The organism is Luteitalea sp. (genome assembly GCF_022842525.1).
GTDB lineage: Bacteria > Acidobacteriota > Vicinamibacteria > Vicinamibacterales > Vicinamibacteraceae > Luteitalea.
Map to the genome: position 1 here is coordinate 1 of NZ_JALHPM010000096.1, position 25611 is coordinate 25611.

26 protein-coding genes are annotated in these 25611 nt (G+C 69.8%); 13 read left to right on the forward strand and 13 right to left on the reverse strand.

The genetic code is table 11. The features are described 5' to 3' along the window. From trmFO to dprA, 3 genes are all read right to left on the reverse strand, one after another. A partial coding sequence (trmFO, locus tag Q0C41_RS18205) for a methylenetetrahydrofolate--tRNA-(uracil(54)-C(5))-methyltransferase (FADH(2)-oxidizing) TrmFO (RefSeq protein ID WP_291986028.1) occupies window positions 1-1420 on the reverse strand: 1420 nt, incomplete at its 3' end. Between the two features lie 50 nt (window positions 1421-1470). Then, window positions 1471-4125: a type I DNA topoisomerase gene (gene topA, locus Q0C41_RS18210; RefSeq protein ID WP_291986030.1), complete on the reverse strand. Its 2655-nt coding sequence runs from the start codon at window positions 4123-4125 to the stop codon at window positions 1471-1473. A gap of 17 nt (window positions 4126-4142) precedes the next feature. Continuing rightward, a complete protein-coding gene (dprA, locus tag Q0C41_RS18215; protein ID WP_291986032.1) occupies window positions 4143-5240 on the reverse strand; it encodes a DNA-processing protein DprA in 1098 nt (365 codons plus the stop codon). A 140-nt stretch (window positions 5241-5380) separates the two neighbouring features. On the opposite strand from dprA, the gene Q0C41_RS18220 reads away from it, so the two are divergent. From Q0C41_RS18220 to Q0C41_RS18260, 9 genes are all read left to right on the forward strand, one after another. Beyond that, on the forward strand, window positions 5381-5743 hold the full coding sequence (locus Q0C41_RS18220) for a tetratricopeptide repeat protein (protein ID WP_291986034.1): 363 nt from the start codon (window positions 5381-5383) through the stop codon (window positions 5741-5743). Window positions 5744-5759: 16 nt separating this feature from the next. Then, a complete protein-coding gene (locus Q0C41_RS18225) occupies window positions 5760-6512 on the forward strand; it encodes a hypothetical protein (protein WP_291986036.1) in 753 nt (250 codons plus the stop codon). 94 nt (window positions 6513-6606) lie between these two features. Then, window positions 6607-6921 carry a 50S ribosomal protein L21 gene (gene rplU / locus Q0C41_RS18230; protein ID WP_291986038.1) on the forward strand — a complete coding sequence of 105 codons (315 nt, stop codon included), beginning with the start codon at window positions 6607-6609 and terminating at the stop codon, window positions 6919-6921. A gap of 51 nt (window positions 6922-6972) precedes the next feature. Beyond that, on the forward strand, window positions 6973-7233 hold the full coding sequence (gene rpmA / locus Q0C41_RS18235; protein ID WP_291986040.1) for a 50S ribosomal protein L27: 261 nt from the start codon (window positions 6973-6975) through the stop codon (window positions 7231-7233). Window positions 7234-7272: 39 nt separating this feature from the next. After that, window positions 7273-8454 carry a GTPase ObgE gene (gene obgE / locus Q0C41_RS18240; protein ID WP_291986042.1) on the forward strand — a complete coding sequence of 394 codons (1182 nt, stop codon included), beginning with the start codon at window positions 7273-7275 and terminating at the stop codon, window positions 8452-8454. Then, window positions 8451-9149 (forward strand): nicotinate-nucleotide adenylyltransferase, encoded by a 699-nt coding sequence (gene nadD, locus Q0C41_RS18245; RefSeq protein ID WP_291986044.1) that lies wholly within the window; start codon window positions 8451-8453, stop codon window positions 9147-9149. Before obgE ends, nadD begins: the two co-directional genes overlap by 4 nt. Then, window positions 9136-9528, forward strand: coding sequence for a ribosome silencing factor (gene rsfS, locus Q0C41_RS18250; protein WP_291986046.1), 393 nt, complete (start codon window positions 9136-9138; stop codon window positions 9526-9528). Before nadD ends, rsfS begins: the two co-directional genes overlap by 14 nt. A gap of 16 nt (window positions 9529-9544) precedes the next feature. Then, window positions 9545-10210 carry a ComF family protein gene (locus tag Q0C41_RS18255; RefSeq protein WP_291986048.1) on the forward strand — a complete coding sequence of 222 codons (666 nt, stop codon included), beginning with the start codon at window positions 9545-9547 and terminating at the stop codon, window positions 10208-10210. A gap of 30 nt (window positions 10211-10240) precedes the next feature. Further along, complete coding sequence (locus tag Q0C41_RS18260) at window positions 10241-10699, forward strand: hypothetical protein (protein WP_291986050.1); 459 nt, start codon at window positions 10241-10243, stop codon at window positions 10697-10699. A gap of 1 nt (window position 10700) precedes the next feature. Here Q0C41_RS18260 and tmk read toward each other — a convergent pair whose 3' ends face one another. Together tmk and lysA are read right to left on the reverse strand one after the other, a co-directional pair. Further along, a complete protein-coding gene (tmk, locus tag Q0C41_RS18265; protein WP_291986052.1) occupies window positions 10701-11294 on the reverse strand; it encodes a dTMP kinase in 594 nt (197 codons plus the stop codon). After that, window positions 11291-12550, reverse strand: a complete 1260-nt coding sequence (gene lysA / locus Q0C41_RS18270; protein WP_291986054.1) for a diaminopimelate decarboxylase — start codon at window positions 12548-12550, stop codon at window positions 11291-11293. The genes tmk and lysA overlap by 4 nt, the downstream gene beginning before the upstream one ends. A gap of 57 nt (window positions 12551-12607) precedes the next feature. Here lysA and Q0C41_RS18275 point away from each other — a divergent pair, with 57 nt between their 5' ends. From Q0C41_RS18275 to Q0C41_RS18290, 4 genes are all read left to right on the forward strand, one after another. Continuing rightward, window positions 12608-13234 (forward strand): RNA polymerase sigma factor, encoded by a 627-nt coding sequence (locus Q0C41_RS18275; protein WP_291986056.1) that lies wholly within the window; start codon window positions 12608-12610, stop codon window positions 13232-13234. A 25-nt stretch (window positions 13235-13259) separates the two neighbouring features. Beyond that, the gene (locus Q0C41_RS18280) at window positions 13260-13601 is read left to right on the forward strand and encodes an STAS domain-containing protein (RefSeq protein WP_291986058.1); all 342 of its coding nucleotides are present in this window, start codon (window positions 13260-13262) and stop codon (window positions 13599-13601) included. Between the two features lie 4 nt (window positions 13602-13605). Further along, window positions 13606-13875, forward strand: coding sequence for a hypothetical protein (locus Q0C41_RS18285; RefSeq protein WP_291986060.1), 270 nt, complete (start codon window positions 13606-13608; stop codon window positions 13873-13875). A 112-nt stretch (window positions 13876-13987) separates the two neighbouring features. Next, a complete protein-coding gene (locus Q0C41_RS18290; protein WP_291986062.1) occupies window positions 13988-15346 on the forward strand; it encodes a radical SAM protein in 1359 nt (452 codons plus the stop codon). A 112-nt stretch (window positions 15347-15458) separates the two neighbouring features. Here Q0C41_RS18290 and Q0C41_RS18295 read toward each other — a convergent pair whose 3' ends face one another. The 8 genes from Q0C41_RS18295 to Q0C41_RS18330 all read right to left on the reverse strand — a co-directional run. Further along, complete coding sequence (locus Q0C41_RS18295; RefSeq protein ID WP_291986064.1) at window positions 15459-16121, reverse strand: hypothetical protein; 663 nt, start codon at window positions 16119-16121, stop codon at window positions 15459-15461. Between the two features lie 122 nt (window positions 16122-16243). Continuing rightward, entirely contained in the window at window positions 16244-17281 is a 1038-nt protein-coding gene (locus Q0C41_RS18300) for a hypothetical protein (RefSeq protein WP_291986066.1), read from the reverse strand. After that, on the reverse strand, window positions 17281-17898 hold the full coding sequence (locus Q0C41_RS18305; RefSeq protein WP_291986069.1) for a sigma-70 family RNA polymerase sigma factor: 618 nt from the start codon (window positions 17896-17898) through the stop codon (window positions 17281-17283). The genes Q0C41_RS18300 and Q0C41_RS18305 overlap by 1 nt, the downstream gene beginning before the upstream one ends. Before the next feature lie 132 nt (window positions 17899-18030). After that, window positions 18031-18927: a UDP-3-O-acyl-N-acetylglucosamine deacetylase gene (gene lpxC / locus Q0C41_RS18310; protein ID WP_291986071.1), complete on the reverse strand. Its 897-nt coding sequence runs from the start codon at window positions 18925-18927 to the stop codon at window positions 18031-18033. Window positions 18928-19122: 195 nt separating this feature from the next. After that, a complete protein-coding gene (gene uvrA, locus Q0C41_RS18315; protein ID WP_291986073.1) occupies window positions 19123-21990 on the reverse strand; it encodes an excinuclease ABC subunit UvrA in 2868 nt (955 codons plus the stop codon). A gap of 49 nt (window positions 21991-22039) precedes the next feature. Continuing rightward, window positions 22040-23866 carry a CRTAC1 family protein gene (locus tag Q0C41_RS18320; RefSeq protein WP_291986075.1) on the reverse strand — a complete coding sequence of 609 codons (1827 nt, stop codon included), beginning with the start codon at window positions 23864-23866 and terminating at the stop codon, window positions 22040-22042. 38 nt (window positions 23867-23904) lie between these two features. Next, on the reverse strand, window positions 23905-24555 hold the full coding sequence (locus Q0C41_RS18325) for a response regulator transcription factor (protein WP_291986077.1): 651 nt from the start codon (window positions 24553-24555) through the stop codon (window positions 23905-23907). Between the two features lie 112 nt (window positions 24556-24667). Then, on the reverse strand, window positions 24668-25611 hold a 944-nt coding region (locus Q0C41_RS18330), incomplete at its 5' end, for a sensor histidine kinase (RefSeq protein ID WP_291986079.1).

The window sequence follows — 25611 nt, forward strand, 5'->3', positions numbered from 1 at the left end:
CGGGGGCCGCCACCGGCAGGTCGGCGCGCCATGCCTCGAGCGCCGCCAGCGCGCGCTGCGCGAGGGCCTCCTTGCGCTGCTCCTTCTTGCTGGGGCCCTGGCGCCCGCGTCCATGGCGCGGCGGCGGCTCGGCCAGGGGCGGCATGATGCCGAACGTGATGTTGCTCGGCTGGTAGTGCTTCGCCTCGGCGTGCGACACGTAGTAGGCCAACGCGCCGATGGCCGATTCGCGCGGCGCCTCCTGCAGCGGCAGCCCACGCGCCTGGTGAGCGGCGTTGATGCCGGCCAGCAGCCCCGAGGCCGCCGACTCCACGTACCCCTCGACGCCGGACACCTGTCCGGCGAAGAACAGGTCGGGCCGCGTGCGGGTCTGCCAGGTGGGCCGCAGGATGGTGGGTCCGTTGATGTAGGTGTTGCGGTGGACCATGCCGAAGCGGACGAACTCGGCGTCACGCAGCCCCGGAATCATCCGGAGCACGCGTGCCTGCTCGCCCCACTTCAACTGCGTCTGGAAGCCGACGAGGCTGAAGTGATCGCCGGCCAGCGTGTCCTGCCGCAGCTGCACGACCGCGAAGGGGATGCGCCCGGTCCTCGGATCGGGCAGGCCCACCGGCTTCATCGGCCCGAACCGCAGCGTCTCGCGGCCCCGATGGGCCATCACCTCGATGGGCAGGCAGCCTTCGAAGAACTGCGCGGCGTCGAAGTCGTGCACGGTGGCTGATTCGGCCGAGATCAGGGCCTCGTAGAACGCCCGATACTCCTCCTCGTCCATCGGGCAATTCAGGTAATCCCCCTCTCCATCGTCCACACCACACGCGGGGCCTGCGGCCTCGGGCTCGGTGTGCTCGGCGCGGAGGCTGCGTCCCCAGCGCGAGGCGCGGAAGACGATCGACCGATCGATCGAGTCGGCCAGGACGATGGGGCTGATGGCGTCGTAGAAGGAGAGGTGATCGGCGCCGACGAAGCGGGCGATGTCCTCCGAGAGGGTGTCGGAGGTCAGGGGGCCGGTGGCCAGGATCACCGGTCCGGCGGTGGTGCCAGGCGCCGGAATGCCGCTGACCTCTTCGCGGACGACGTCGATCAGGGGGTGCGTGGTGATGGCCGCCGTGACAGCGGCGGCAAACCGTGCGCGATCCACGGCCAGCGCCGCGCCCGCCGGAACGCGGGTCTGATCGGCACAGCGGATGATGAGCGAGCCGAGCCGACGCATCTCTTCCTTGAGCACGCCGACGGCGTTGTCGAGCTTGTCGCCGCGAAAGCTGTTGCTGCAGACGAGTTCGGCCAGCTGGTCGCTCTGGTGCACGAGCGTGGGGCGCACCGGGCGCATCTCGTGCAGACGCACCGGCACGCCTCTCGAGGCGGCCTGCCAGGCCGCCTCGCATCCTGCGAGACCGCCGCCGATGATGGTCACAGTCTGCATTTCAGACGGCCTTCGTCATTCGGCCTTCGGCCTTCGGACAGAACACGTGCTCAGGCTGACCGCTTCGTGGCGCGCTTGCGCGGCGCGGCCGCCGTGCGCTTGGCGGGGGCGCGCCCGCGCCCCTTCTTCGGTGTCACGCCTTCACGCGCCTTCAGCAGGCCCACGGCTTCCTCGAGCGTGAGGGCATCGACCACGACGTCCTTGGGGACCGAGGCGTTGGTCGTGCCGTCGGTGACGTACGGACCGTAGCGTCCCTCCAGCACTTCGACCTTCGCCTGCGACGCGGGATGCAGGCCGACTTCGCGCAGGACGGTTCGGGTCGCCGTGCGTCGCCGACCTTTCTTCTCCTGCTTGAAGAGCTCGATCGCCTGGTCCAGCGTGACCGCGAAGACCTCGGCGTCGCCGCCTAGCGATCGGAACTCGTCGCCCCGCTTCACGTAGGGGCCGAAGCGCCCGAAGTTGGCGATGATGTCCTGTCCGGTCTCCGCATCGTGCCCGACGAGCCGGGGCAGCGAGAGGAGTTCGAGCGCGCGCTCGAGCGTCAGTGAGTCGGGATGATCGTTCTTCGTGAGCGAGGCCCGGCGCGGCTTCTCCTTGCTGCCCTTCTCGGGCGGCTCGCCCAGTTGCACGTACGGGCCGAACCGGCCGGTCAGCACATACACCGGGAGCGCCGTCTTCGGGTCCGTCCCGAGGCTCTGTGGCCCCTGCACGCGGTCTTTCAGCAGCTTGAGGGCCTGCTCGAGCGTGAAGTCGGCCGGAGCGACGTCTTCGGGGATGGAGGCATTGGCGTCGCCCATCTGGGCATACGCGCCATAGCGCCCGATGCGGACGACGACCTTCTGGCCGCTGGTGGGCTCGGTACCGATGTCGATGACCGGGTACTCGATGCGGTCCTCGTTGGTCACCAGGTGCCGCAGGCCAGGCCAGCCGTCCTGGCCGTTGTAGAACTGCTCGAGGAACTGGGTGCGGTCGAGGTCGCCGTTGGAGACCTGGTCCAGATCCTCCTCGACCCGTCCGGTGAAGCCGAGTTCGACGAGCTGCCCGAAGTGGTCCTTCAGCAGTCGGGTGACGGCGAAGGCCGTGTAGCTCGGGATCAGGGCCTTGCCCTGGCGCCACACGTAGCCGCGGCGCTCGATGGTCTGGATGATCGACGCGTAGGTCGACGGGCGCCCGATGCCGTCTTCTTCGAGGCGCTTGACGAGCGACGCATCGGTATAGCGCGGGGGCGGCAGCGTCTCGTGCGCCTTCGGGTCGAGGCCCCCGAGCGTGAGCGGGCCCTGCCCCGGGGCGGTGACGCGGTCGCCGACGACGAGCTTGGGCAGGATCGTCTCCTGGTCGCCGAGTTCGCTGGCGGGGTCGTCGCTGCCTTCGACGTACGCGCGGAGGAAGCCGGCGAACTGGATCGCCTTGCCGGACGCCGTGAACACATGGGCGCGGCCGTCGGCTCCGGTGGCCGTGATCTCCAGCGTGGTGCGCAGGAGGCGGGCATCGGCCATCTGCGACGCGACCGTGCGCTTCCAGATCAGGTCGTAGAGGCGGGCTTCGTCGGGCGGCAGCGACAGGGACTGCGGCGTCTGGTCGAAGTCGGTCGGCCGGATGGCCTCGTGGGCTTCCTGGGCGTTCTTGACCTTCGTCTGGTACTGACGGGGCCCGCTGTAGAAGGCGTCGCCGTACAACCCCTGGATCGCCCGGGCCGACTCGCGCAGGGCGCGGTCGCTCAGGGTCGTGGAGTCGGTCCGGTGGTAGGAGATCACACCGTCCTGGAACAGCCGTTGCGCCGCGCTCATCGTCCGGTCGGCGGAGAAGCCGAGTTTGCGGTTGGCTTCCTGCTGGAGCGTGGACGTGGTGAACGGCGCCGACGGGCGTTGCGTGGTCGGCTTCTCCTCGACCGCGCTCACCACCCACGGGAGGCGGCCGGCGAGCGTGTCGCGCATCGTCCTGGCCGCGGCCTCGTCGAGCAGGCGGACGTTGCGGCCGGTGAGCGCGCCGGTGTTCGGGTCGAAGTCCTTGCCGGTGGCCACGCGCTCGTCGCCGACGCGGACCAGGGAGGCGATGAACTGCGTCTCGCCGGCACGGATTCTGGCGTCGAGGTCCCAGTAGGTGCTGCGCCTGAAGGCGCGGCGCTCTTCTTCGCGCTCGACGATCAGCCGCACGGCCACGCTCTGCACGCGGCCCGCGCTGAGGCCGGTCTGGACCTTCTTCCACAGCACCGGCGACAGCATGTAGCCGTACAACCGGTCGAGGATGCGGCGGCTCTCCTGCGCGTCGACCAGCTTCAGGTCGATGTCGCGGGCATGGGCGATGGCGTCCAGCACCGCTTCTTCCGTGATCTCGTGGAAGACCACCCGCTTGACCGTGCCCTTGGGCTTGAGCACCTCGCGCAGGTGCCAGCTGATGGACTCGCCTTCGCGGTCCGGGTCGGTGGCCAGCAGCACTTCGTCGGCGTCGGCGACGGCGGCCTTCAGTTCCCGGATCCGGGACTTCCGGTCCGAGGAGATGACGTAGTAGGGCTTGAAGCCGGCATCGACGTCGACGCCCATGCGCCCCCACGGCTTGTCCTTGATGCCGGCGGGGACTTCGCTGGCGTTCTCCGGGAGGTCCCGCACGTGCCCCACGCTCGCCTCGACCCGGAACTGGTTGCCCAGGAACCGGGCCAGCGTCTTGGCCTTGGCGGGTGATTCGACGATGACGAGGGGCTTGGACATTGGGTGCGACCTGTACGTTACCACTTCCGTTCAGCGGGCAGGAATCGCCCGGCCCCGTCGCGCCGCACCCGCCCTGCCAACTCGAGATCGAGCAACTCTTCGAGCAAATCCGAAGGATTTCGACCGGTTTCGGCCAGCAGGTCGTCCAGCGTGACGCCGTCCTCGCGCGCGAGGCACGTGAGGATCGTGGATGACGTCGGCCCGCTCGGAGAGCGGGCCCTACCCACAGAAGCCTCCCCCTCCGAGGTCTCGGGCGAGGCGACCCATCCCAGTTCCTCGAGGACGTCGGCGGCACGTTCGACCAGGCGGGCGCCGTCACGGAGCAGGGCGTGGCCGCCCGAGTTGGCGCCCGTCCGGACATCCCCGGGCACGGCCATCACCTCCCGCCCCTGCTCCATGGCGAGGCGGGCGGTGATGAGCGAGCCGCTGCGCTCGGTGGCCTGCACCACCACCACGGCGTGGCAGAGCCCGCTCAGGGTGCGGTTGCGCAGCGGGAAGTGGTGCGCCAGGGGCGGCGTGCCTGGCGGGAACTCGCTGATGACCGCCCCGGTCTCGGCCAGTTGCCGACCGAGCGGGCCGTGGTCGCTCGGGTAGGGCTGGTCGAGGCCGCAGCCGAGGACGGCGACCGACCGCCCGGTCGAGAGCGCACCGCGGTGGGCCGCCGCGTCGATCCCCCTCGCGAAGCCGCTGGCGACGACCACCCCCGCGGCGGCGAGATCGGCGGCGATCCGGAAGGCGACCTCGCTGCCGCTGGTGGTGGCCCGCCGCGATCCGACCAGGGCTACGGCAGGCGCCGCGAGCAGCGCCACATCGCCCCACACCCACAGCAGCAGCGGCGGATCGACGATGGTGCGGAGGAGGGGCGGGTAGGCGTGGTGGGCGGGCCAGAGCACGTCGTATCCGGCGGCATCGGCGATGGCCAGGGCGCGACCGGCCTCGGCGCGCCAGTGCTCCACCGCGCCTGGCCCGTGCAGGGTCAGGGCGTCCAGGCAGAGCGACAACGGCAGGGCGGGCCAGGACGGGAGGGCGGCCTTCAGGGTCGCGGCGGCCCTGGCCGGCTGAGTCCCGGCGGCCAGCGCGAGGGCCACGGCATCGAGGCGGGAGGGGTCGGACATGGGTGGACCCCTCCCGTGCAAAGTTGCCGCCAGGGCGACTGAATCGATGTCCGCAGCGTCCATTGATCTGTCACTGCCGGAGGTGGCAGGAACTGCGATCCGGCGCGTCGTGGCAGAGGTGTATAGTGGCAACCATTCCCATGACCAAGCCTCGTTCGTGGATGCTCGCGCTGGCACTCGTGCTGGGCGCGTCAGGTGTGGCATCGGCGCAGGACGCTCGCAAGCAGGCGCAATCGCAGGTCGAATTCGGCATCGCGGTGGCGCAGCGTGGGCTCTGGCAGGAGGCCGTGTTCCGGTGGGAGCGGGCCTCGGAGATCGACCCGACGTACGCGGCGGCGTTCAACAACCTGGGCATCGCCTACGAACAGCTCGGCAAGTTCGAGCAGGCCGGCAAGGCGTACGAGAAGGCGCTGGAACTGGAGCCGCAGAACCTTTCGATCCAGCAGAACTACGACTTGTTCAAGGAAATCAATGACCGCGCCAAGAGGAACTCGGGTAGCTAGCGTCGCCCTCGCCGGGGTGCTGGCCGCGGCAGCGGGCTGCACGTCCGTCTACGAGGTGCCCATCGACACCCCCATCCAGGCCAAGCTGGACGTGACGCCGTTCTCGCGCGTCCACGTGGCCGGGTTCATCTCGGGGGGCGCCGAGGACGTCGACGCCAACATGGAGACGGTGCGGCTCCTGCGCAGCCAGCTGCGGACCAAGAGCCGCCTCCGGGTCATCGAGGCCGATCCGCTGCCGCTCCAGCAGGTGGCACGGGACCAGGCCCGGGGCCCGTCCGTGCCCGGCGAGGCACCGCCGCCTGCCGATCTGCCGGCCGGCATGGCCTTTCCCGAGAAAATCCTCGACGAGAAGGACCTCGAGGCGTTCGAGCCGATTTTCGCCAACGCCGCGTACTGGAAGAAGATCGGCGAGGAATTCCAGCAGCCGCTCATCGTCACCGGCACGGTCATCTTCCGGCCGCACCAGGCGTCGGGCATCGTGACGCAGGAGCGCGAGGTCTACGACCAGGTGGGCCGCCGCACGGTCATGCCGGTGCGCGTCTACATGGAGCGCAAGGGCTACATCCTCCGTCCGAAGCTGGTGTTCATCGACGGGCGCAGCGGCGCGGTGCTGTATCAGGAGAGCTACCGCGAGGAACGGCTCTACCCGGCTCAGCAGAACGTCCCGGCCCTGTCGTCCTTCTTCGAGCAGATGGACGCGGTGCTGCCGTCGTTCCTCAATACCCTGAGCACCACACGCGTCCGCGGCTCGCGGATCATGCTGCGGTGAATTCGGCGTTCCCAGCGCAGCCGTCCGTGTGGTAGACTCGCTGTCTTTGTCGGGCCCGAAACGCGGGTCCATGCAGCGCGCAGGAGCAACGACCGTGTTTGCCATCATTCAAAGCGGCGGCCGCCAGGTGAAGGTCACCCCCGGCGAGATCGTCACCGTCGACCGCGTCGACGTCGAGCAGGGCCAGGAAGTCACCGTCGAGCAGGTGCTGCTCGTGGGCAAGGACGGCGGCGACGTACTCGTCGGCGCGCCCTTCGTGGCTGGAGCCCGTGTCGTCGGCACCGTGGCCGGCGAGTCGCGTGGCCCGAAGCTGCGGGTCTTCAAGAAGAAGCGCCGCAAGGGCATGCGCCGGACCAAGGGTCACCGCGCCACCTTCACGCGCATCGAAGTCAAGGACATCCTCCTCTAGCAGGAGCACGCCGCCTCCGGGTCGTTCCGGGCCGGCGCGAGGGTCTACGTCATGGCTACAAAAAAGGGACAGGGCAGTTCGCGCAATGGGCGCGACAGCAACGCGCAGCGTCTGGGCGTGAAGCAGCACGACGGCAACCTCGTCAGCGGCGGGTCGATCCTCGTGCGCCAGCGCGGTCGTCGTTTCAACGCGGGCAGCAACGTCGGCCTCGGCAAGGACGACACGCTGTTTGCCAAGGTGACGGGTGTGGTCAAGTTCGAGGACCACGGCGCCCACGGCCGCTTCATCAGCGTCCACCCGGTCGTCGAATAACTCCCCTCGGGACTGCCCCAGGGCGTCCCGGACCCGCGCATGTTCGTTGACGAAGTCGACATCAACGTCAGCGCCGGTCACGGCGGACGCGGCGCCATCAGCTTCCGGCGCGAGAAGTTCATCCCGCGCGGCGGTCCCGATGGCGGCGATGGCGGTGCTGGCGGATCGGTGTACCTGATCGCCAGCCCGCACCACAACACCCTCGTCAGCTACCGCTTCCATCCCGATTTCGCCGCCGGCCGCGGCGGCAACGGCGAAGGCTCGCTCCGTACCGGCAAGTCGGCCAGGGACATCGAGCTCCCCGTGCCCCCGGGCACGGTGGCCTATCGCATCGACGAGTTCGGCCACGCCCACCAGTTCGCGGATCTGGTCGCCATCGGCGACCGCGTGCTCGCGGCCAAGGGCGGGCGCGGCGGACGCGGCAACGCCCGCTTCACGTCCTCCACCAATCGCACCCCTCGGCGCGCGGATACCGGCGACCCTGGCGAAGAGTTCAAGATCCGCCTGCGGATGAAGCTCCTCGCCGACGTCGGCATCGTCGGCTACCCGAACGTGGGCAAGTCGACGCTGATCGCGCGGGTGTCGGCCGCCAAGCCGAAGATCGCGGACTATCCGTTCACGACGCTGGTGCCCAACCTGGGCGTGGTGGCGCTGAGCGACGACCGCAGCTTCGTGATGGCCGACGTGCCCGGTCTCATCGAGGGCGCGCATGAAGGGCGCGGGCTCGGCCACCGCTTCCTCGGCCACGTGGAGCGCACCAAGGTGCTGCTGCATGTCGTCGACGTCAGCGAAGCGTCGGGCCGGGACCCGGTGCAGGACCTGGAGATCATCCGGCACGAGCTGCTGGAGTACGTGCCCAACGCGGACACGCTCGACCCGGACGACCTGCCGCTCGCGTCGCGGCCGCAGGTGGTCGCCGCCAACCGCATCGACATCCTGGGCGATCCCGAACGCCTCGAGACGCTGCGGGCGCACGCCGAGACCCTCGGCCTGCAGTTCCATGCGATCTCGGCGGTCACCGGCGAAGGCGTGCCCGAGTTGCTCGAGACGCTGTGGCCCTACGTGGCGCACGTCAGCGCCGAACGCGCCCTCGTGCGCCACCCGGCCCCGGTGCCAGAGGCGCCGAACCCGCGGCTGGACGCCGCCGACCCTTCGTGGGCCGACAACGGCCCGGACGAGGCTGAACCGGACGAGGTTGGGCCGGACGACCCGGACGCATGAGGTCGGCCCCCTTGCGCCTCGGGGTGCTCGGTGGCACCCTCGACCCAGTGCATGTCGGACACGTGGCCGCGGCCCACGCCGCGGCCCGAGCGCTCTCGCTGGATACCGTGTGGCTGCTGCCGTCGCACGTGCCCGCCCACAAGGCGGCGCCTCACGCGTCGCCCTGGCATCGGTTCGCGATGGCGGCCCTGGCCGCGAGCGAGGACGACCTGCTGCGCGTGAGCGACCTGGAACTGGCGCGGCCAGGACCGACCTACACGTGGGACACCCTGCAGGCGTTTGCCGCGGAGGGCGTGACCCCGTCGCAGATTTTCTTCATCACCGGCGCCGATGCGTTTGCAGGAATCGACACCTGGCGCCGCTTCCCTGACGTGCTCGACGCCGGCCACTTCGTCGTCGTGACGCGTCCAGGACATGTGCTGCCCGACGCCGTCCGCCGTCACCCGGCCGTGGCGCCACGGCTCAGGCACACGGCCGCCTCAACGAGGCCCGAGGCCGACGATGCCGCGGATTCCTGTGGAATCTGGCTCGTCGAGGCGGAGACACCGGACGTCTCCTCCACCGGTATCCGTCAACGTATTCTTGCTGGAAAGGGAGCGGGCACGGACGTGCCGGCTTCCGTGGCCGCGCACATCCGCCGACACGGCCTGTACACCATCTCCCCGGCGGCGAGACGCTTGCATGGCGAAGACTGACGCGCAGCGGGCCGGACACGAGCCTGCCCCGATTCCCGAAGAAGTCCGCACCGCCGTCGATGCGGCGCTGGGCCGACAAGCCACCAGGGTCACGCTCATGGACCTGCGTGGACTCGGCGCCTTCACCGACTTCTTCGTGACGTGCACCGGCGGCAACATCCGCCAGGTGCAGGCGATCGCGGATGCCATCGAGGCCGCTCTGAAGGCGGAAGGGCGCCGCCCCGCGCACGTCGAGGGCTACGACCGTGCCGAGTGGATCCTGCTCGACTACTTCGACTTCATCGTCCACGTGTTCATGCCGGACACGCGGGAGTTCTACTCGCTCGACCGCCTCTGGGGAACCGCCCCCCGCAGCGAGATGGCCGCCGAGGTTCGCTGAGCCCGGCCCGCCGTCGTTGCTGGACGCCACCCTGGCGTTCCTGATTGCGGCGCGGTGTGTCGCCTGCCAGCAGGCCCTGGCGGCACCGACACGCGGTCCGGTGTGTGCCGACTGCTGGGCGGCCGTCCCCTGGGACGACGGGCCCTGTGACACGCGACCGCGGCACGTCTCGACCCTCGTGGCCGCCGCACGGTACGACGGGCCGATGCGGGCCATCGTGCAGGCCTTCAAGTACGCCGGGCATCAGACCCTCGACGTCCCCCTCGCCCGCCGACTGTCGGACCACCCCGCGCTCGACCTGCGCCACATCGACGTCGTCGTCCCCGTGCCCCTGCACCCGTGGCGACGCCTCGTCCGCGGCTTCAACCAGGCCGAGCGGCTCGCCCGCCACCTGGGGCCGCCCGTTCTCCATGCCCTGTCCCGCACGCACTGGACGCCGGCCCAGGCGAGCCTGCACGCCGACGCGCGTGAACGCAACGTCCAGGACGCGTTCGCGCTCGCTCGTCACGTCACGCCCGGTGGCAGACGCCGCCTGCGCGGCATGCTGTCGGGCGCCCGCGTGCTGCTGGTGGACGACGTGGTGACGACCGGCGGGACGATGTCGGCGTGCGCGCGGGTGTTGCGGGACGCCGGTGCGCGCGACGTCCGCGCCGCGGCCGTCGCGAGAACCGAGAAACGGTAGCGGTCTACACTCTGGCCAGGAGACCCCTCGATGCCAGCCATCCGCTCGTTCGTGCTCGCCGCCAGCCTGCTGGCGATCGCCCCCGGTCTGGCCGCGGCACAGGCCCCGGCCACGACCTCCACCACCGCACCGTTCGTGGTGGAGTACTACTACAAGACGAAGTGGGGCGCCTTCGACGAGTTCAAGGCGCTGTTCCGGAAGAACCACTACCCCGTGCTGGTGAAGGAGAAGGCGCTCGGACGCCTGCTCGACGTCACCGTGGCCTACCCCTTCCACCACGGCACGGAAGACGGACGCTGGGACATGCGGGTGACGATCACCTTCAAGGACGCCGCCACGGCGTTCGCGACGTTCGACAACACCGCGATCCTCGAGGAGCTGTACCCGGACACGGCGACCTTCGAGAAGGAAGAGCAGCGCCGCTTCGCCCTGCTCGAGGCGCACTGGGATCTTCCGGTGAAGGCCGAGAACCTCGCAGGATGGAAGTGACCTACCGCGCGAGTGCGAGTGCGAGCGCGAGCACGTCAACGGTGACCGCATCCCGGTCACGCGCGGCGTCGACGACCTGCCAGCCGGGCGCAGACGCCGCCTGGCGCAGGTAGCTGGCGCGCACGCGTCCAAGCAGGTCGAGGTCCTGCTCGAAGGCATCCCGATGCTGCTGCTTGCGCTGCGCGGCCACCTCGGGCGCCAGGTCGAGCAGCATCGTCATGTCGGCCGGCGGAAGCACCCGCTGGATGAGCCCCAGCCAGTCGGGATCGAGCCCCTGCGCCTCGCCGTAGGCGATCGACGACGCGACCCAGCGATCGCAGACCACCCACTGCCCCGCCGCCAGCGCCGCCTCGATCGCCGGACGGTGCTCGCAGCGGTTGGCCACGTAGAGCAGTTGCAGGCAATCGGGCGGAAAGGCGCGGCCCCCCTTGAGGGCGGTGCCGATCTCCTGCCCGATCGGGGTCTGGTAGTCGGGAAAATCGAAGCTGACGACCTGCAGTCCCTCGGCCTCGAGCGCCTGACGCAGCCGCAGGGCCTGCGTCTGCTTGCCGCTCTGGTCGAGTCCTTCGAACGCGATGAGGCGACCGCGGGTCATGCGTGCTCGAGCGCGAGCATGTCGTCGATGGTCTGCCGCCGGCGGATGACGCGCCAGGAGCCATCGGCTTCCGCGAGCAGCTCGGGCGGCAGCGGACGACGATTGTAGGTGTTGGACATCACGGCGCCGTAGGCCCCGGCGTCCATGATGGCCATCAGGTCGCCGACCGCGGGCTCGGGCAGATCGCGCACCCGGCCGAACGTGTCGCTGCTCTCGCACACGGGCCCGACGACATGGCAGGGCACCAGGGGGCGGTCGGTGGCGTGCACGGGCACGATGCGATGGAAGGCGCCGTACAGCGCCGGGCGCATCAGCTCGGTCATGCCCGCATCGAGGACGACGAACCGGCCGCCGCCGGCGCAGGGCTTGGTGTCGATGACCCGCGCGAGCAGGACCCCGGCCGGCCCCACGAGGGTCCGCCCCGGCTCGACGATGAGGGTGAAGCCGGTGGGCCGGGCGACGTCGACGAGCGCCTGGGCGAAGGCCTCGTAGGTCGGGACGTCGGCACCGCGCTCGTAGACGATGCCGAGGCCGCCGCCGAGGTCGAGGTGCGACAGCGGAAAGCCCTCGGCCCGCAGGGACACGGCGAGATCGGCGACCTTGCGGGCGGCGGCGCAGAGGGGCCCGAGCGAGGTGATCTGCGAGCCGACGTGGACGTGCAGGCCGATGACCTCGAGGCCGGCCGCGTCGCGTCGCTCCCGCAGCAGCGCCGCCGCATCGTCGAGCGGCACGCCGAACTTGCTGGTCTTGAGACCGGTGGTGATGTGGGCGTGGGTCTGGGCGTCGACGTCGGGATTGACCCGCAGGGCGACGCGGACGCGCCGGCCCTGGGCGCGGGCGAGCGCGTCCAGGCGATCGAGTTCCCCGGCCGACTCGGCGTTGATGGCCTTCAGGTCGAGGGAGACCGCTTCGGCCAGTTCCGCCGGGGATTTGCCGACGCCGGTGAAGACGATCTGGTCCGGCCGGAAGCCGGCGCGGCGGGCGAGGGCGATCTCGCCGACCGAGTTGGCATCGGCGTCGGCGCCGCCCTCACGGATGAGGCTGGCGACGGCGAGCGACGAGTTCGCCTTGAGGGCGTAGTGGAGTGCGTACGGCCAGTCGCACGCCTCGAAGGCCTGCCGCAGCGCGGCGAGGCGCTGGCGGACGACGGGGGCGCTGTAAACGTAGCACGGCGTGCCCTCGGCGGCCGCGATCCGATCGAGCGGAACCTGGTCGAGGGCGAACACGGGAGCCTGCGTGGTGTCGGTTACCGCCACGCACGGGATCATACGCTGGAGGTGGTCCCCTGCTATCATGCGACCCGTCCCTGCCCCATGACGTTCGACCCCACGCAACCGCCTTCGGAGATCGACGCGCTCATCGAGCAGTGTCTGGCAGGCGATCAGGACGCGTGGGCGCGCATCGTCCGTCAGCACTGGCGGAAGGTCTTCAACGTCGCCTACAAGTTCACCGGCAAGCACGACGAGGCCGAGGATCTGACGCAGGACATCTTCGTCAAGATCTTCAAGTCGCTGCACACGTTCGACCGGCGGGCGAATTTCCAGACCTGGCTGATCAGCATCAGCCGGAACCTGTGCATCGACCACTACCGCAGCGTGCGCAAGGAGCGCGAGACCATCTCGCGCGACGTGGACTCGCGGGAGATGGGCACGGCGACCCGGGCCGAGCCCGGGCCGCTGGCAGGCATCGAGCGGGAAGATCAGCGGGCGCTGCTGCGGCTGGCGCTGAACCAGCTGGCGCCGACCCTGCGGTCGGCGGTGCTGCTGCGCGACATCAAGGAACTGTCCTACCAGGAGATCGCCGTGATGCTCGACCTGCCCGAAGGCACGGTCAAGTCACGCATCAACCGGGGACGCACGGAACTTGCCCGGCAGATCCGCCGTCTGCAGGAATCGGGCCTCTCCACGCCGCGCCGCGCCACCGCCGGGCGTCGCGAGTAGCGCTGCCACGGAGCCAAGCCAGAACATGAACCTCACGACCGAGCACCACGGGGACGTGGCCGTCGTCCGGGTCCAGGAATCCCGGATGCTGTACCCGATCCTTTCGGATTTCGCGAGCACCGTGAGCGGGCTCGTGCAGCAGGGCGAGAAGAAGGTCCTGGTGGACCTGACGCCCGTCACCTATCTCGACAGCGCGACCATCGGGTGCCTGATGGACCTGTACCGGCAAATCAGCTCCGGCGGCGGGACGGTGAAGCTCTCGGGCGTCCAGAAGCGCGTCGAGACGATGCTCACGATGACGAACACGCAGAACTTCATCGAGGTGCATCCCGACGTCGAGAGTGCGTTGGCGAGTTTCGGAGCCTGAGACGATGCGCGTCATCAAGACCAGCACCGGCGTCGAGATTCCACTGGATGGTGACCTGCTCGCCGTGGTCGAGACCCTGTTCCAGGAAGTGACCGTGCGCCACGAGCTGGCCCGCACGTTCGAGGACATGATGCGCGAGATCCAGCATCTCGCCGATCAGCTCTCGCCCGAGGAACTGCGCGCCTACTTCATCGAGAGCCTGTTCCTCAACACCGTGACGTACGAGAACGAGCGCCTCGGCGCCGTGCTCAAGAAGCTGCCCGACGACGAGTAGGAATGTCAGAATTTCTGAATTTCAGGAATCTCGCCAGCAACTCGGTGCTTCGAGGGTTGGCGGTGCCGATGAAATTCTGAAATTCTGAAATTCTGAAATTCCCTGACGCCCCATGTCCGAGAATCACCGTGCGACCCGCTTCACCTGTTCGTGGCCGTTCAGCACGGCGGTGCTGCTGTGTGATGGTCGCGTGGTGTGCGGGTGTGCCGATCCCTATGCGAAGCGTGTGCTGGGTGATGCGCGCACGACGACCATCGGCGATGTCTGGACCGGGCCGGTCGCCACGCAGCTGCGCGCGGACCTGAACGCCGGGGGCTCGGCGTTCTGTGGCGACTGCCCGCTGAAACTGCCGCTGGCGCCGGACGAGCCCGCCCCGCAGCGTTCCCTCGCGGTGGCGCCGCGGCCCTCCCGGCTCTACGTCGAGTGCACGGCCGCCTGCAACGTCTCCTGTCTCGATGCGTGCTGTGCGCCGGAGACGGGCATCACGAAGACGCGCCAGGCCGGCATGCTGGACGTCGACCTGTTCACGCGGGTCCTGGCCGAAGTCGGGCCGACCCTGCAGCGCATCGACTTCTTCAACTACGGCGAAGCGTTCCTGCACAAGCGGGCCGTCGAGATGTGCGAGATGGTCAAGCGCGACTACCCGCACATCTATCTGTACACGTCGACCAACGGCGGGGCGCTGAACGAGGAGTCGGCCCGGCGGCTGGTGCGCTCCGGCATCGACGAGGTGACGTTCTCGGTCGATGGCGCGTCGCAGGACGTCTACGCGACCTATCGCCAGCGCGGACGCTTCGACCACGTGATGAAGAACCTGCGGGCGGTGATAGACGAGAAGCAGGCGCTCGGCCGCGACGTCCCGTTCGTCAACTGGCGCTACATCCTCTTCCGGTGGAACGACACCGACGCGGAGATGGACCGGGCGCGATCGATGGCGAAGGCGCTCGGCGTCGATCGCCTGTGCTGGGAGATCACGGATCATCCGGAGCACGCCTACTCGCGTCGCTTCGCGCCGGGGACGCCCGACTGGCAGCGCATCCGCCACGAGATCTGGGATCACAACTACCTGGGCAGCGCGATTCCCGGCAGCACGCCGCGCGCACGCATCGAGGTGCGCGGGCCGGTCAGAGGCGAGACGCTGCCCCATCGCGCCGGGGCGCCGCTGGCACTGGACCTCCGGGTGCGCAACCTGAGTCAGCGTGCCTTCCCGCACACGGCCTCGTACGGACGACGCCTCGTCCGCGTCGGCGCCCAGTTGCTCGACGCGGACCGCGAGATGGTGGACCGCGACTTCGCCCGCGCGGCGCTGCCGCGCACCATCGAGGCCGGGCAGTGGCAGGACCTCCGCCTGGAGGTGCCTCCCCTCGCGCCCGGCCGCTATCACCTCAAGCTCGATCTCGTGAGCGAAGGCATCGACTGGTTCGAGTCCTGCGGCTCCGAGGTCACGCTGCGCGCGCTGCAGGTGGAGTAGTGGACCAGGGGTAGGGCCGGTTCTCCGAACCGGCCGTCATGACGGCCCGCTCGGAGAGCGGGCCCTACCCAATCTCTCCCGACCCTCCCGGTTCCCGGTTTCCGGTTCCCGATCAGTTACCGAAATGCGTCGCGAGATTGCGGGCGACCACCGCGTCGCGTCGCGCCATCGTGCGTGCCTTCTCGAGATGATCCGCATGCGCGGTGCGCCGCTCCGGCGTCGCCGTGATGAGGGCCGCTGCGAACTGCAGGCCGGGGTCGTCGGGTAGCTGCGCCATCGCGGCGCGGACCATCGCGTAACCGTCCTTGCCCTCGATCGGCGCGCGCATCGCCACGCCGCGGCCACCGAGCTGCCGGTAGGTTTCCACCAGGTAGCCGGCGTCGAACAGCGCCAGGGCCTCGGCCGTCGTGCGCGGCGTCTTCGGTGCACGCGCCTCGACGGCGGCGAGCAGCGAAGAGGCGAGGGCCGGCGACTCGGCCGCATACGCAGACGCGCGGCGCAGCGTCTCCATCCGCACGATCACGGGCGTGGTGGCGGTCAGCAACGCGAGGGTGTCGGCCACCAGCGCCGATCGGTCGTATGACGGCAGCGTGGCCTGCCACCCTCTCCAGCCATCTGGGGTGCTGCCGAACGGCAGCGACGCCGCGGTGCCGATGTCGAACGGATGGCAGATGAGGGGTGGCCCGGCGAGGGCGGGCACGGGCGTGATGGCGAGCAGTGCGACGACGAGCGACGGCGCGCCGACGAGACGAAGGGCGAGTGGCAGTCTGGACATGTGACCTCCTGCAGAACCGGTGGGCGCACGCGATGCGACCCGGTGAACGGTGATGCAGGAAGGACGCCCTCACGCGCCGAGCGTTAACCCTTCGGCATTCCGGCATTCCGGCATGCCGGCATTCAATGGCCCGGGTTCCACTGCTGACGCCACGTCCGCCACCAGTCGGCCGAGCCGAGCCCGAGCGCGGTCCACCACGCATCGCGCATGGCGCGGTTGCCCGCCAGCACCCCGTCGCGGGTGACGCCCTCGGGCATCGGCACGAGGGCGTGGAGACGGTCGACGACGGCGGCGGCGTGACGGGGAGAGACGCGGTCGATGAGGTGCCAGAGCGTCAGCGCATCCTGGGGACGCGCGTCACGCAGGATGACCGCGAGCGGTGCCGCCTGCGCCTCCTCGGACGGGGCCAGATCGATCGCGTCGACCGCCTCGCGCAGCGCTGCGGACGCGTCGGTGTACGTCGGCGTCCCCGGGCCGCGCCCCGGCCAGGTCCTGCCCGTCGCTCCGGCGGGGATGAAGGCCTCGCGCCCCCGATGCTCGAAGCCGACCCACCCGCCCTGCACGGTGATCAGGCCGACCCCGTGCTCATCGATCGTGAGCGTGTAGGCACACCCGAGATCGACGGCGGTGGCCGACGGCGTCTCGATGACGAACTGTCCCGGCGGCGCCCAGATCTGTGCCTCGATGGTGCCCCGCACCAGTTCGGCCCGATGATCCCCGGGGCCCGCGGTGACGACACGCAGCCGCGAGCGCGGCGCCACTTCCAGTCGTCCGATGGTCCCGACGAACATGACCGCCGTGGACCCTGCGTCGGTCTCGATCCAGCGTCCTGGGCGCACGGCGGAGTGACGGGCCAGCGGCGCGGCGGCGATGGTGGGCGTCCCCTCGACACGCGCGACACGCCAGGGATCCCCGGAGGTCGGCGGTGCGACGGGCGCCAGCAGGGACACCCCCAGCGACACGAGCACCAGCGCTGCGGCCGCCAGCCAGGTGCGCCACGGCACCGGGGAGGGGGATGCCGGCAGACGCGGGACATCGAGCCGCGGCAGGTCGACGGCCGGCCGCGAGGCCAGCGGCGCCAGCACGGCCTCGAGCCGCGCCACCTCCGCATCGATCGGTCCCGTGCGATCCCAGAGGTACTCGTCGTCCATCGGGTCCATCACGTCATCCTCACCGCGGGCGCATGGGCGAGCGCCTGCCGCAGCAGCTTCATCCCCCGACACAGGTTGACGCGGACGGACTCCGGCGTGAGGCCCGTGCGACGCGCGATCTCCGGCCCGGTCATGCCCTCGACGAGCCGCAGCAGCAACGTCTCGCGGTAGGCCTCGGGCAAGGCACGAATGGCGTCGAGCGCCTGGTGCGCTTCGAGGCGGGCATCGGCCGGCACGTCGGCGCTGCGCAGCTCGGGTCGCCGCTCGTCGCCACCGTCAGGGCCGGTTCGACGTGGCACCGCGTCCGGTCTGGCAGCCTGTCGGCGCACGTGGTCGATGCGCTGGTGCCTCGCGATGGTCACCACCCACCCGCCGAAGGCCGCCGGGTCGCGCAGCGTTGCGAGCCGTCGCCACGCCGCCAGGAAGACCTCCTGCACGAGATCCTCCACATCGTCTCCGGTGGCTCTGCCGAGCAGCACCGCATGCACGAGGCGCGCGTGTCGACGGTAGAGCGTGTCGAAGGACGCGGCATCGCCCCCCTGCGCCGCGTGTACCAGCGGCACATCGTCTTCGGGCGCCCACGCGACGGGGCGTGCGTCCTGGCGAGTCGGTGGCGGAAGCGACACGTGCAGCGGGAAGGACGGCCGAGACGCCGGGTGCGTTAACGACGGTGGGAGGGACGCCCCCAAACGAAAAGGGCGGCTCCTCGGAGCCGCCCCGGTCGTCCTGGCGGCAGTGGGCCGCCCGGGTGCTGTCTGCTAGCTCGTGACGGTGATGGGCATGCCGACGACGTCGGTGACGGCCTCGGGGGCATCGACGTAGGTCCACGCATCGCGCTGCTCGAGCAGGGCGGTGCCGAGCGCCGTGTGAAGCGCGTGGCCGCCGCGATGCGCGACGATGTGGCCGATGATCGGCGAGCCGACGAGGGCCAGGTCACCGATGGCGTCGAGAATCTTGTGACGGACGAATTCGTCCTCGAAGCGCAGCGTGTTGTTGAGGACGCCGGTCTCGCCGAGTACGACGGCGTTGTCGAGGGAGCCGCCGAGTGTCAGGCCCTGCTGCCGGAGCAGCTCGAGATCCTTGAGGAAGCCGAACGTCCGGGCCGGGGCGAGTTCCTCGGCGAACGAATCCGGGGTGATGACCACCGACCGGCTCTGGTGACGCAGCAGCGGGTGATCGAAGCTGATGGTGTAGCTGATCCGGAACTCGTCGGCCGGGTAGATGGCGATGTGCTTGTCGCCGCGGGCCAGACTGACCGGACGGAGCACCTTGAGGAAGCGGCGCGGGGCGCTCAGCGTCTTGATGCCGGCTTCCTGCAGCAGATAGACGAACGGCGCGGCGCTGCCGTCCATGATCGGCACTTCAGGGGTGTTGAGCTCGATGGCGACGTTGTCGACGCCCTGGCTGACGAGCGCGGCGAGCAGGTGCTCGACGGTCTCGACACTGGCACCGGCAAAGGACAGTCCGGTCGCGTAGTTGAGGCTGGCGACGTGCTCGACGCGGGCCGGAATCTCCAGGCCCCCGAGGTCGGCCCGCCGGAAGCGGATGCCGTAGTCGGCAGGGGCAGGACGGAGCGTCAGCGTGACGCGATGGCCCGAATGGAGGCCAATCCCGGCGCAGGTGATGGAACGGCGAAGAGTCCGCTGCGATGTCATTCAGCTCTCAGATCAAAGGGCACCGACTGATGCCGGCCACCTAGAAGCAAGACTGATACCGCTTCGACGCATTTCGCCATGAGTTACGCAAGTCGTTGATTCAGAGACACTTGAATCCATAAGCGCCTTGATCGGCCTGATCGGTCCAGAGGTCACTGTTGCGCTCGTGACACGCTCATCCCTGCGAGACTGTGGCTATGCAACCACACTGACGTCTCGGCTCCGGCGGCCGCGGCCTGTAGGGGCAGGCGTCGATTCCGCCAGAAATGCCCCGGTATGGGATCCCTTGACCCGTGCCACCTGCTCCGGGGTGCCCTGGGCGACCACACGGCCTCCCCCACTGCCCCCCTCCGGCCCGAGGTCGATGACGTGGTCCGCGGACCGGATCACGTCCAGATTGTGTTCGATGACGAGGATGGTGTTGCCCTGCTCGACCAGCTGGTGCAGCACGTCGAGCAGCTTGGCGACGTCGTCGAAGTGCAGGCCGGTGGTCGGCTCGTCGAGGATGTAGAGCGTGCGGCCGGTGCCCCGCCGCGACAGCTCCTTCGCGAGCTTCACGCGCTGCGCCTCCCCGCCGCTCAGCGTCGTCGCCGACTGTCCCAGCGTCACGTAGCCGAGCCCCACCTGCTGCAGCGTGCGCAGCTTGTTGGCAATCGAGGGGAAGCTCTCGAGCAGCGGCAGGGCCTGATCGACGGTCAGTTCCAGCAGGTCGGCGATGGACTTGCCGCGGTAGCGGACCTCGAGGGTCTCGCGGTTGTAGCGGCGCCCCTTGCACTGCTCGCACGTGACGTAGACGTCCGGCAGGAAGTGCATCTCGATGGCGGTCACGCCGTCGCCCTGGCAGCCTTCGCAGCGCCCGCCCTTGACGTTGAACGAGAAGCGCCCGGGCTTGTAGCCGCGCTGGCGAGACTCGGGCAGCATCGCGAACAGGTCGCGCATGAAGGTGAACAGCCCGATGTAGGTCGCCGGGTTGCTGCGCGGCGTGCGCCCGATCGGCGACTGGTCGATCTGGATCACCTTGTCGATGTGCTGCAGGCCGTCGATCGTGTCGTGCGCGCCCGGCTGGTCGGTGGCGCGATACAGCTCGCGCGCCAGGTGCTTGTAGAGGATGTCGTTGACCAGTGTGCTCTTGCCCGACCCGCTGACGCCGGTGATGGCGATGAACAGCCCGAGCGGGAAGGTGACGTCGAGATCCTGCAGGTTGTGCTCGCGGGCGCCCTTGATCCGGATCGCGGCCTTGCCAGGCGCACGTCGCGCGCGCGGCTGGACGATCGACTTGTCGCCCCGCAGGTAGTCGCCGGTGACGCTGCCCGGAGCGCCGGCCAGCAGTTCGGCCGGCGTGCCCTGGAACAGCAACTCGCCCCCGTGCTCGCCCGCTCCTGGCCCGAGGTCGACGACATAGTCGGCCGTGCGGATCGTCTCCTCGTCGTGCTCGACGACGAGCACGGTGTTGCCGAGGTCGCGCAGGCGCTCGAGTGTCTGCAGCAGGCGGCGGTTGTCACGCTGGTGCAATCCGATCGACGGCTCGTCGAGCACGTACAGCACCCCCGACAGGCTCGAGCCGATCTGCGTTGCCAGGCGAATGCGCTGTCCCTCGCCGCCCGACAGCGTCACCGCCGACCGACCCAGCGTGAGATAGCCGACGCCGACGTCGTTCAGGAAGTGCAGCCGCTCGCGAATCTCCTTGAGGATGCGGCCAGCGACCAGTTCCTCGCGGGCGCCGAGCTCGATGCCGTCGAACACCGTCGACGCCTCGCTCACCGGCAGCGCCGTCAGTTCGACGATCGTGTGCCCCTTGACGCGGACGGCACGGCTCTCGGCCTTGAGGCGGGCGCCGTCGCACGACGGGCAGGTCGCCAGCGCGCGGTACGGCTCGAGCGTCTCGCGCTCGTTCCAGGTCCCTTCGTCGTAGCGACGCCGAAGGTTCGGTAGCAGGCCTTCGAAGTCGGCCCCGAACGGGTCGGCCGGCGCCTTCTTCCGCTTGCCGGTGACGACCTGGGCCGTCGGCGATCCGAGCAGCAGGATGTCGCGCTGCTTCTTCGTCAGCTTGCGGACCGGGACCGACGGATCGATGCCGTGGACCTCGTGCAGCCGGCGCAACGCATCGCCAATCAGCTTGACGTCGCCGCGCGCCCACGGCTCGACGGCCCCCTGCGCCAGCGACTTGCCCGGGTCGAGAATCACGCGGGCCGGGTCGAAGTCGTAGACCGCTCCCAGACCCTGGCACTGGCCGCACGCGCCGTGGGGCGAGTTGAAGGAGAAAGCGCGCGGCGTCAGTTCCGGCACGCTGATGCCGCAGTCGGCGCAGGCGAGCCGACGCGAGAACAGACGATCGCCGCCGTCCCACGTGTTGATGATGACCAGGTCGTTGGCCAGCGCCAGGGCGATCTCGATCGACTCGCCGAGGCGTCGCTCCATGCCGGGCTTGACGATCAGGCGGTCGACCACGACGTCGAGCGTATGGTTCTTCCGCTTGTCGAGCACGATGTCGTCCTCGAGGGGACGCAGTTCGCCATCGACCCGCACGCGGGTGAAGCCGCGCTGCCGCCACGCGAGCAGTTCCTTCTTGAACTCGCCCTTGCGGCCGCGCACCACTGGTGCGAGGACGTTGATGCGCTCGTCACCGGGGAACTGCCGCGCGAGGTCGAGGATGCGGTCGACCGACTGGCTCGCGATGGGCTGCTCACAGCGCGGGCAGTGCGGCTGTCCGAGGGTGGCGAAGAGCAGACGGAGGTAGTCGTAGATCTCGGTGACGGTGCCGACCGTCGACCTCGGATTGGACGCCGTCGTCTTCTGCTCGATCGAGATGGCTGGCGACAGGCCGTCGATCAGATCGACGTCCGGCTTCTCCATCTGCTCGAGGAACTGCCGCGCGTACGCCGACATCGACTCGACGTAGCGCCGCTGGCCTTCGGCGTAGATCGTGTCGAACGCGAGAGACGACTTGCCGGACCCCGACAGACCCGTGATCACCACGAGGCGATCCCGCGGGAGATCGACGTCGATGTTCTTGAGGTTGTGGACGCGCGCGCCGCGCACCGAGATGCGCTCGTCGGAGTTCATGGGGAGCAGATGGCGGGGCCCTCCTGAGGGCACCCAAACACCCATCGTATCACCGGCGGTACGGCACGCTGGCCACCACCCCCCGGCCCTCGACGATGTCGTACCGCGCCCCGGATTCGAGGCGCCCCAACCGCTCGGCCGGCTGGCCCGGCCACTCGACGACCACCTGCTCCAGCGCCGGCGCCGCACCCAGCCCCATGGTCAGGACGAGCTCGGACTGCGACAGATAACTCGACCCCGTCCGGACCATGCGACTGACCCGCACGCCGTTGACTACGCCGGTCACCCGGGTCCCGATGGCGTCGCGATTGCTGGACGAGCCCCGCAGGCGCAGCCGGACCACCCCGCCACGCGGTGCCGAGTCGTTGCGGAAGAGCTGCGCATACCCCCCGTTGGAGGTGAGGACGACGTCGGGATCGCCGTCCGCGTCGATGTCGGCAAACGCCGCGCCCCGGCCGATGCGGGCCGCGGCGAAGGCCGATCCCGCCGCGCGCGCCACATCCTCGAAGCGGCCCTGCCGGTTGACGAACAGGTGCGGCGGCGACGCCTCGCCCGGCGACCGGGCGAGCGCCGGATCGAGCTGGCCGTTGACCACCAACAGGTCCTGCCAGCCATCGAGGTTGACGTCGAAGAAGAAGCAGCCCCAGCCGAGCGTCTGGCGAGTGGCGCGGCCCACCGCGCTCTGCGGCGCCGAATCCACGTAGACGCCGTCTTCCTGCGGGACGAAGAGCCCGAGCATCTCCCCGGAGAAGTTGGTCACGGCCACCGAGGGGCGGCCGGAGTTGTCGACGTCGGCCGCATCGACGCCCATGCCGGCGCGAGCGCGGCCGTCGGTGCTGAACGCCACGCCGCTCTGGAGACCGAGTTCGGTGAACGTGCCGTCGTGATTGTTCCGGTAGAGACGGTTGGGCACCGTGTCGTTGGCGATGAACAGGTCCGGCCAGCCGTCGCCATCGTGGTCGAGCACGGTGGCCCCCAGGGCCTTGCCGGTGACGTCGAACAGCCCGGCCCGGGCCGTCACGTCCTCGAAGCGACCGCGGCCGAGGTTGCGGAAGAGCCACGACGTACTGCCGCGGTAGGCCTGCGGCGTGCAGTAGGTCTTCGTGCCGCCGCCAGCGCTGCAGTACAGGTCGGTCTGCGGCGACCACTGGACGTAGTTGCACACCAGCAGGTCGACGAGCCCGTCGCGGTCGACGTCCACCCAGAGGGCACATGTACTGAATCCACGCTTGTCGCCGAGGCCCGCCTGCGCGGTGACGTCGACGAACCGGGTGCCGCCCTCGTTGCGGAACAGGGTGATGCCCCCGACCGACGTCAGGACGATGTCGGTCCAGCCGTCGTTGTCCATGTCGGCCGCGGCGACGCCCATGCCGTAGCGGAGCGCGGCTGACGCCGCGCCACCCTCGGCCCTGGGCCCTGGGCCGTCGGCCTTCGAGCCCCCACCACCGGCGGCTGCGGAACGCACGGTTCCCGGCTGCCGGTTCCCGGTTGCCCGTTCCCGGTTCCCGGCCGTCGGCTGCAACCCGACCCGCGCGCTGATGTCGGTGAACCTGCCCGTGCCGTCGTTGCGATACAGCGCGGCGTAGCGCCCGCCGCCACCGCCCGGAAACAACCCGTTGACCAGCAGCAAGTCCTGGTGGCCGTCGTTGTCGACGTCGAGGAACGCCGCCCCCGCGCCCATCGTCTCGGGCAGCAGTTTGCTGCCGGTGGCGCCGTTGTCGTGCCGCGCGGCGATGCCGGCCTCCCGCGTGACGTCGGTGAGCGAGACACGCGCCGCGGGCGTCTGTGCGGACAGGCTCGCGCCGAGCGCCAGCGCGAGGACGGCGAGGGGCAGCCGCAGGGTCGCGAGGCGGGTCCGACGGCTACAACTCCTCATCGACCTCGACATTCGATGTTCGGCATCGCGGCACTGGCCTACTCCGGCAACACGAGTCCCTTGCGGACGGCGTAGAGCACGAGTTCAGCGGCCTTGTGGACGCCGAGGGTGCTCATCAGGTTGGCGCGGTGGACGGCGACCGTGTTGACCGACAGCGTGAGGATTGCGGCAATCTCCTTGTTCGACTTGCCGTGCGCGATGAGCTGCAGCACCTGCTTCTCGCGTTGGGTCAGCTGGTCGAAGACGTCGGCCTCGTCGGGCTTGTCCTGCTTGTCGCGCAGCGCCCGGATCAGCACGTGCGACAGTTCCGGGCTGAGGTACTGCTGGCCGCCGGCGACGGCGCGCACCGCTCGCGTGAGGTCCGTCTCGAGCGCGCTCTTGAGGATGTAGCCGGAGACGCCGGCGTCGAGGGCGCTGCGCACGTACTGCGCATCGGAGTACATGCTGAGGACGAGCACGCGGGTCTCCGGCCGCTCGCGCAGGATCTCCCGCGCCGCATGGATGCCGTTGGCGTCGGGCATGGACATGTCCATCAGCACGACGTCGGGCCGCTCCTTGCGGGCCAGCGCGACGCCGTCCTGCGCCGTGCCCGCCTCGCCGACCACCGCCATGCCCGGTTCCTCCTCGAGGATGCGGCGGAAGCCCTGTCGCACGAGCGCGTGGTCATCGACCAGGATGACGCGAATCACGGGCGACCTCCGGGAATCTCCCCATTGCGGAATTTCACAATTTCGCGAGCACGGTCTGCGCGTCGAAGCATCGAGATGATCATGAAATTCTGAACTTCCTGCAATTCTTCCATCACGGCGAGGCCACCGGCACCCGCACCGACACCCTGGTGCCGCCGAGCGGTCCCTCGCCGATGGTGAACGTCCCGCCCATGAGCGCGGCGCGTTCGCGCATGCTCGTCAGTCCCAGTCCAGGCGCGGTGGCCCGTCCATCCTGCACGCCCCGGCCATCGTCGTCCACCCTCAATGTGACGGCGGTGGCATCGCGGGTGGCGTGGACCGCGACCTCGGACGCGCCGGCGTGGCGCACGACGTTGGTCAGCGACTCCTGCAGGATGCGGTACAGGTGCGTCGCCGTCTCGGCCGGCAAGCCGGTGAAGTCGCCCGTCGTCTCGACGGCGATCGGCAGTCCGGTCTGTCGCGCCACCAGCTCCACGTGCGAGCGCAGGGCGTGCTCGAGGCCGAAGTCGTCGAGCACGACGGGATGCAGCGCCCGCGATCGCTGCCGGATGCCGTCGAGCACCTGCTTGGCGAGGTCCTGCAGTTCGGCGAGCTGGCCGGCCAACGCGGGGGCGGGCGTCGTGCCCTGCTCCACGTGGCGGCGGGTCCGCGACAGGCCGAAGCCCAGCGCGGTCAGGACCTGACCGAACTCGTCGTGGAGCTCCCGCGCCAGGCCCGCCTGCACGTCCTCCTGCAGCCGGATCATCCGCCAGGACAACGCCCGTCGCTCGACCGAGACCTGCTGCAGGGCGATGATGCTGCGCCGCACGGCGAGCACGACGGTGCCACCGGCCACCAGCAACGCGGCGACGAGACCGACGTTGAGCCACAGGATCTGGCGATCGACGGCATCATACACGGCCCGCGCCCGGGCCGTGCCCTCGTCGTCGGCGCGCGTGTTGGCGATGAGCAACTGCGACACCTGATGCGTCAGTTCGGCCTGACGCGACGTCGCGTCGGTGGTGAAGATGGCGCGGGCCGCCTCGTCGCGTCCGGCGCGCGCCGCGGCGAAACCGC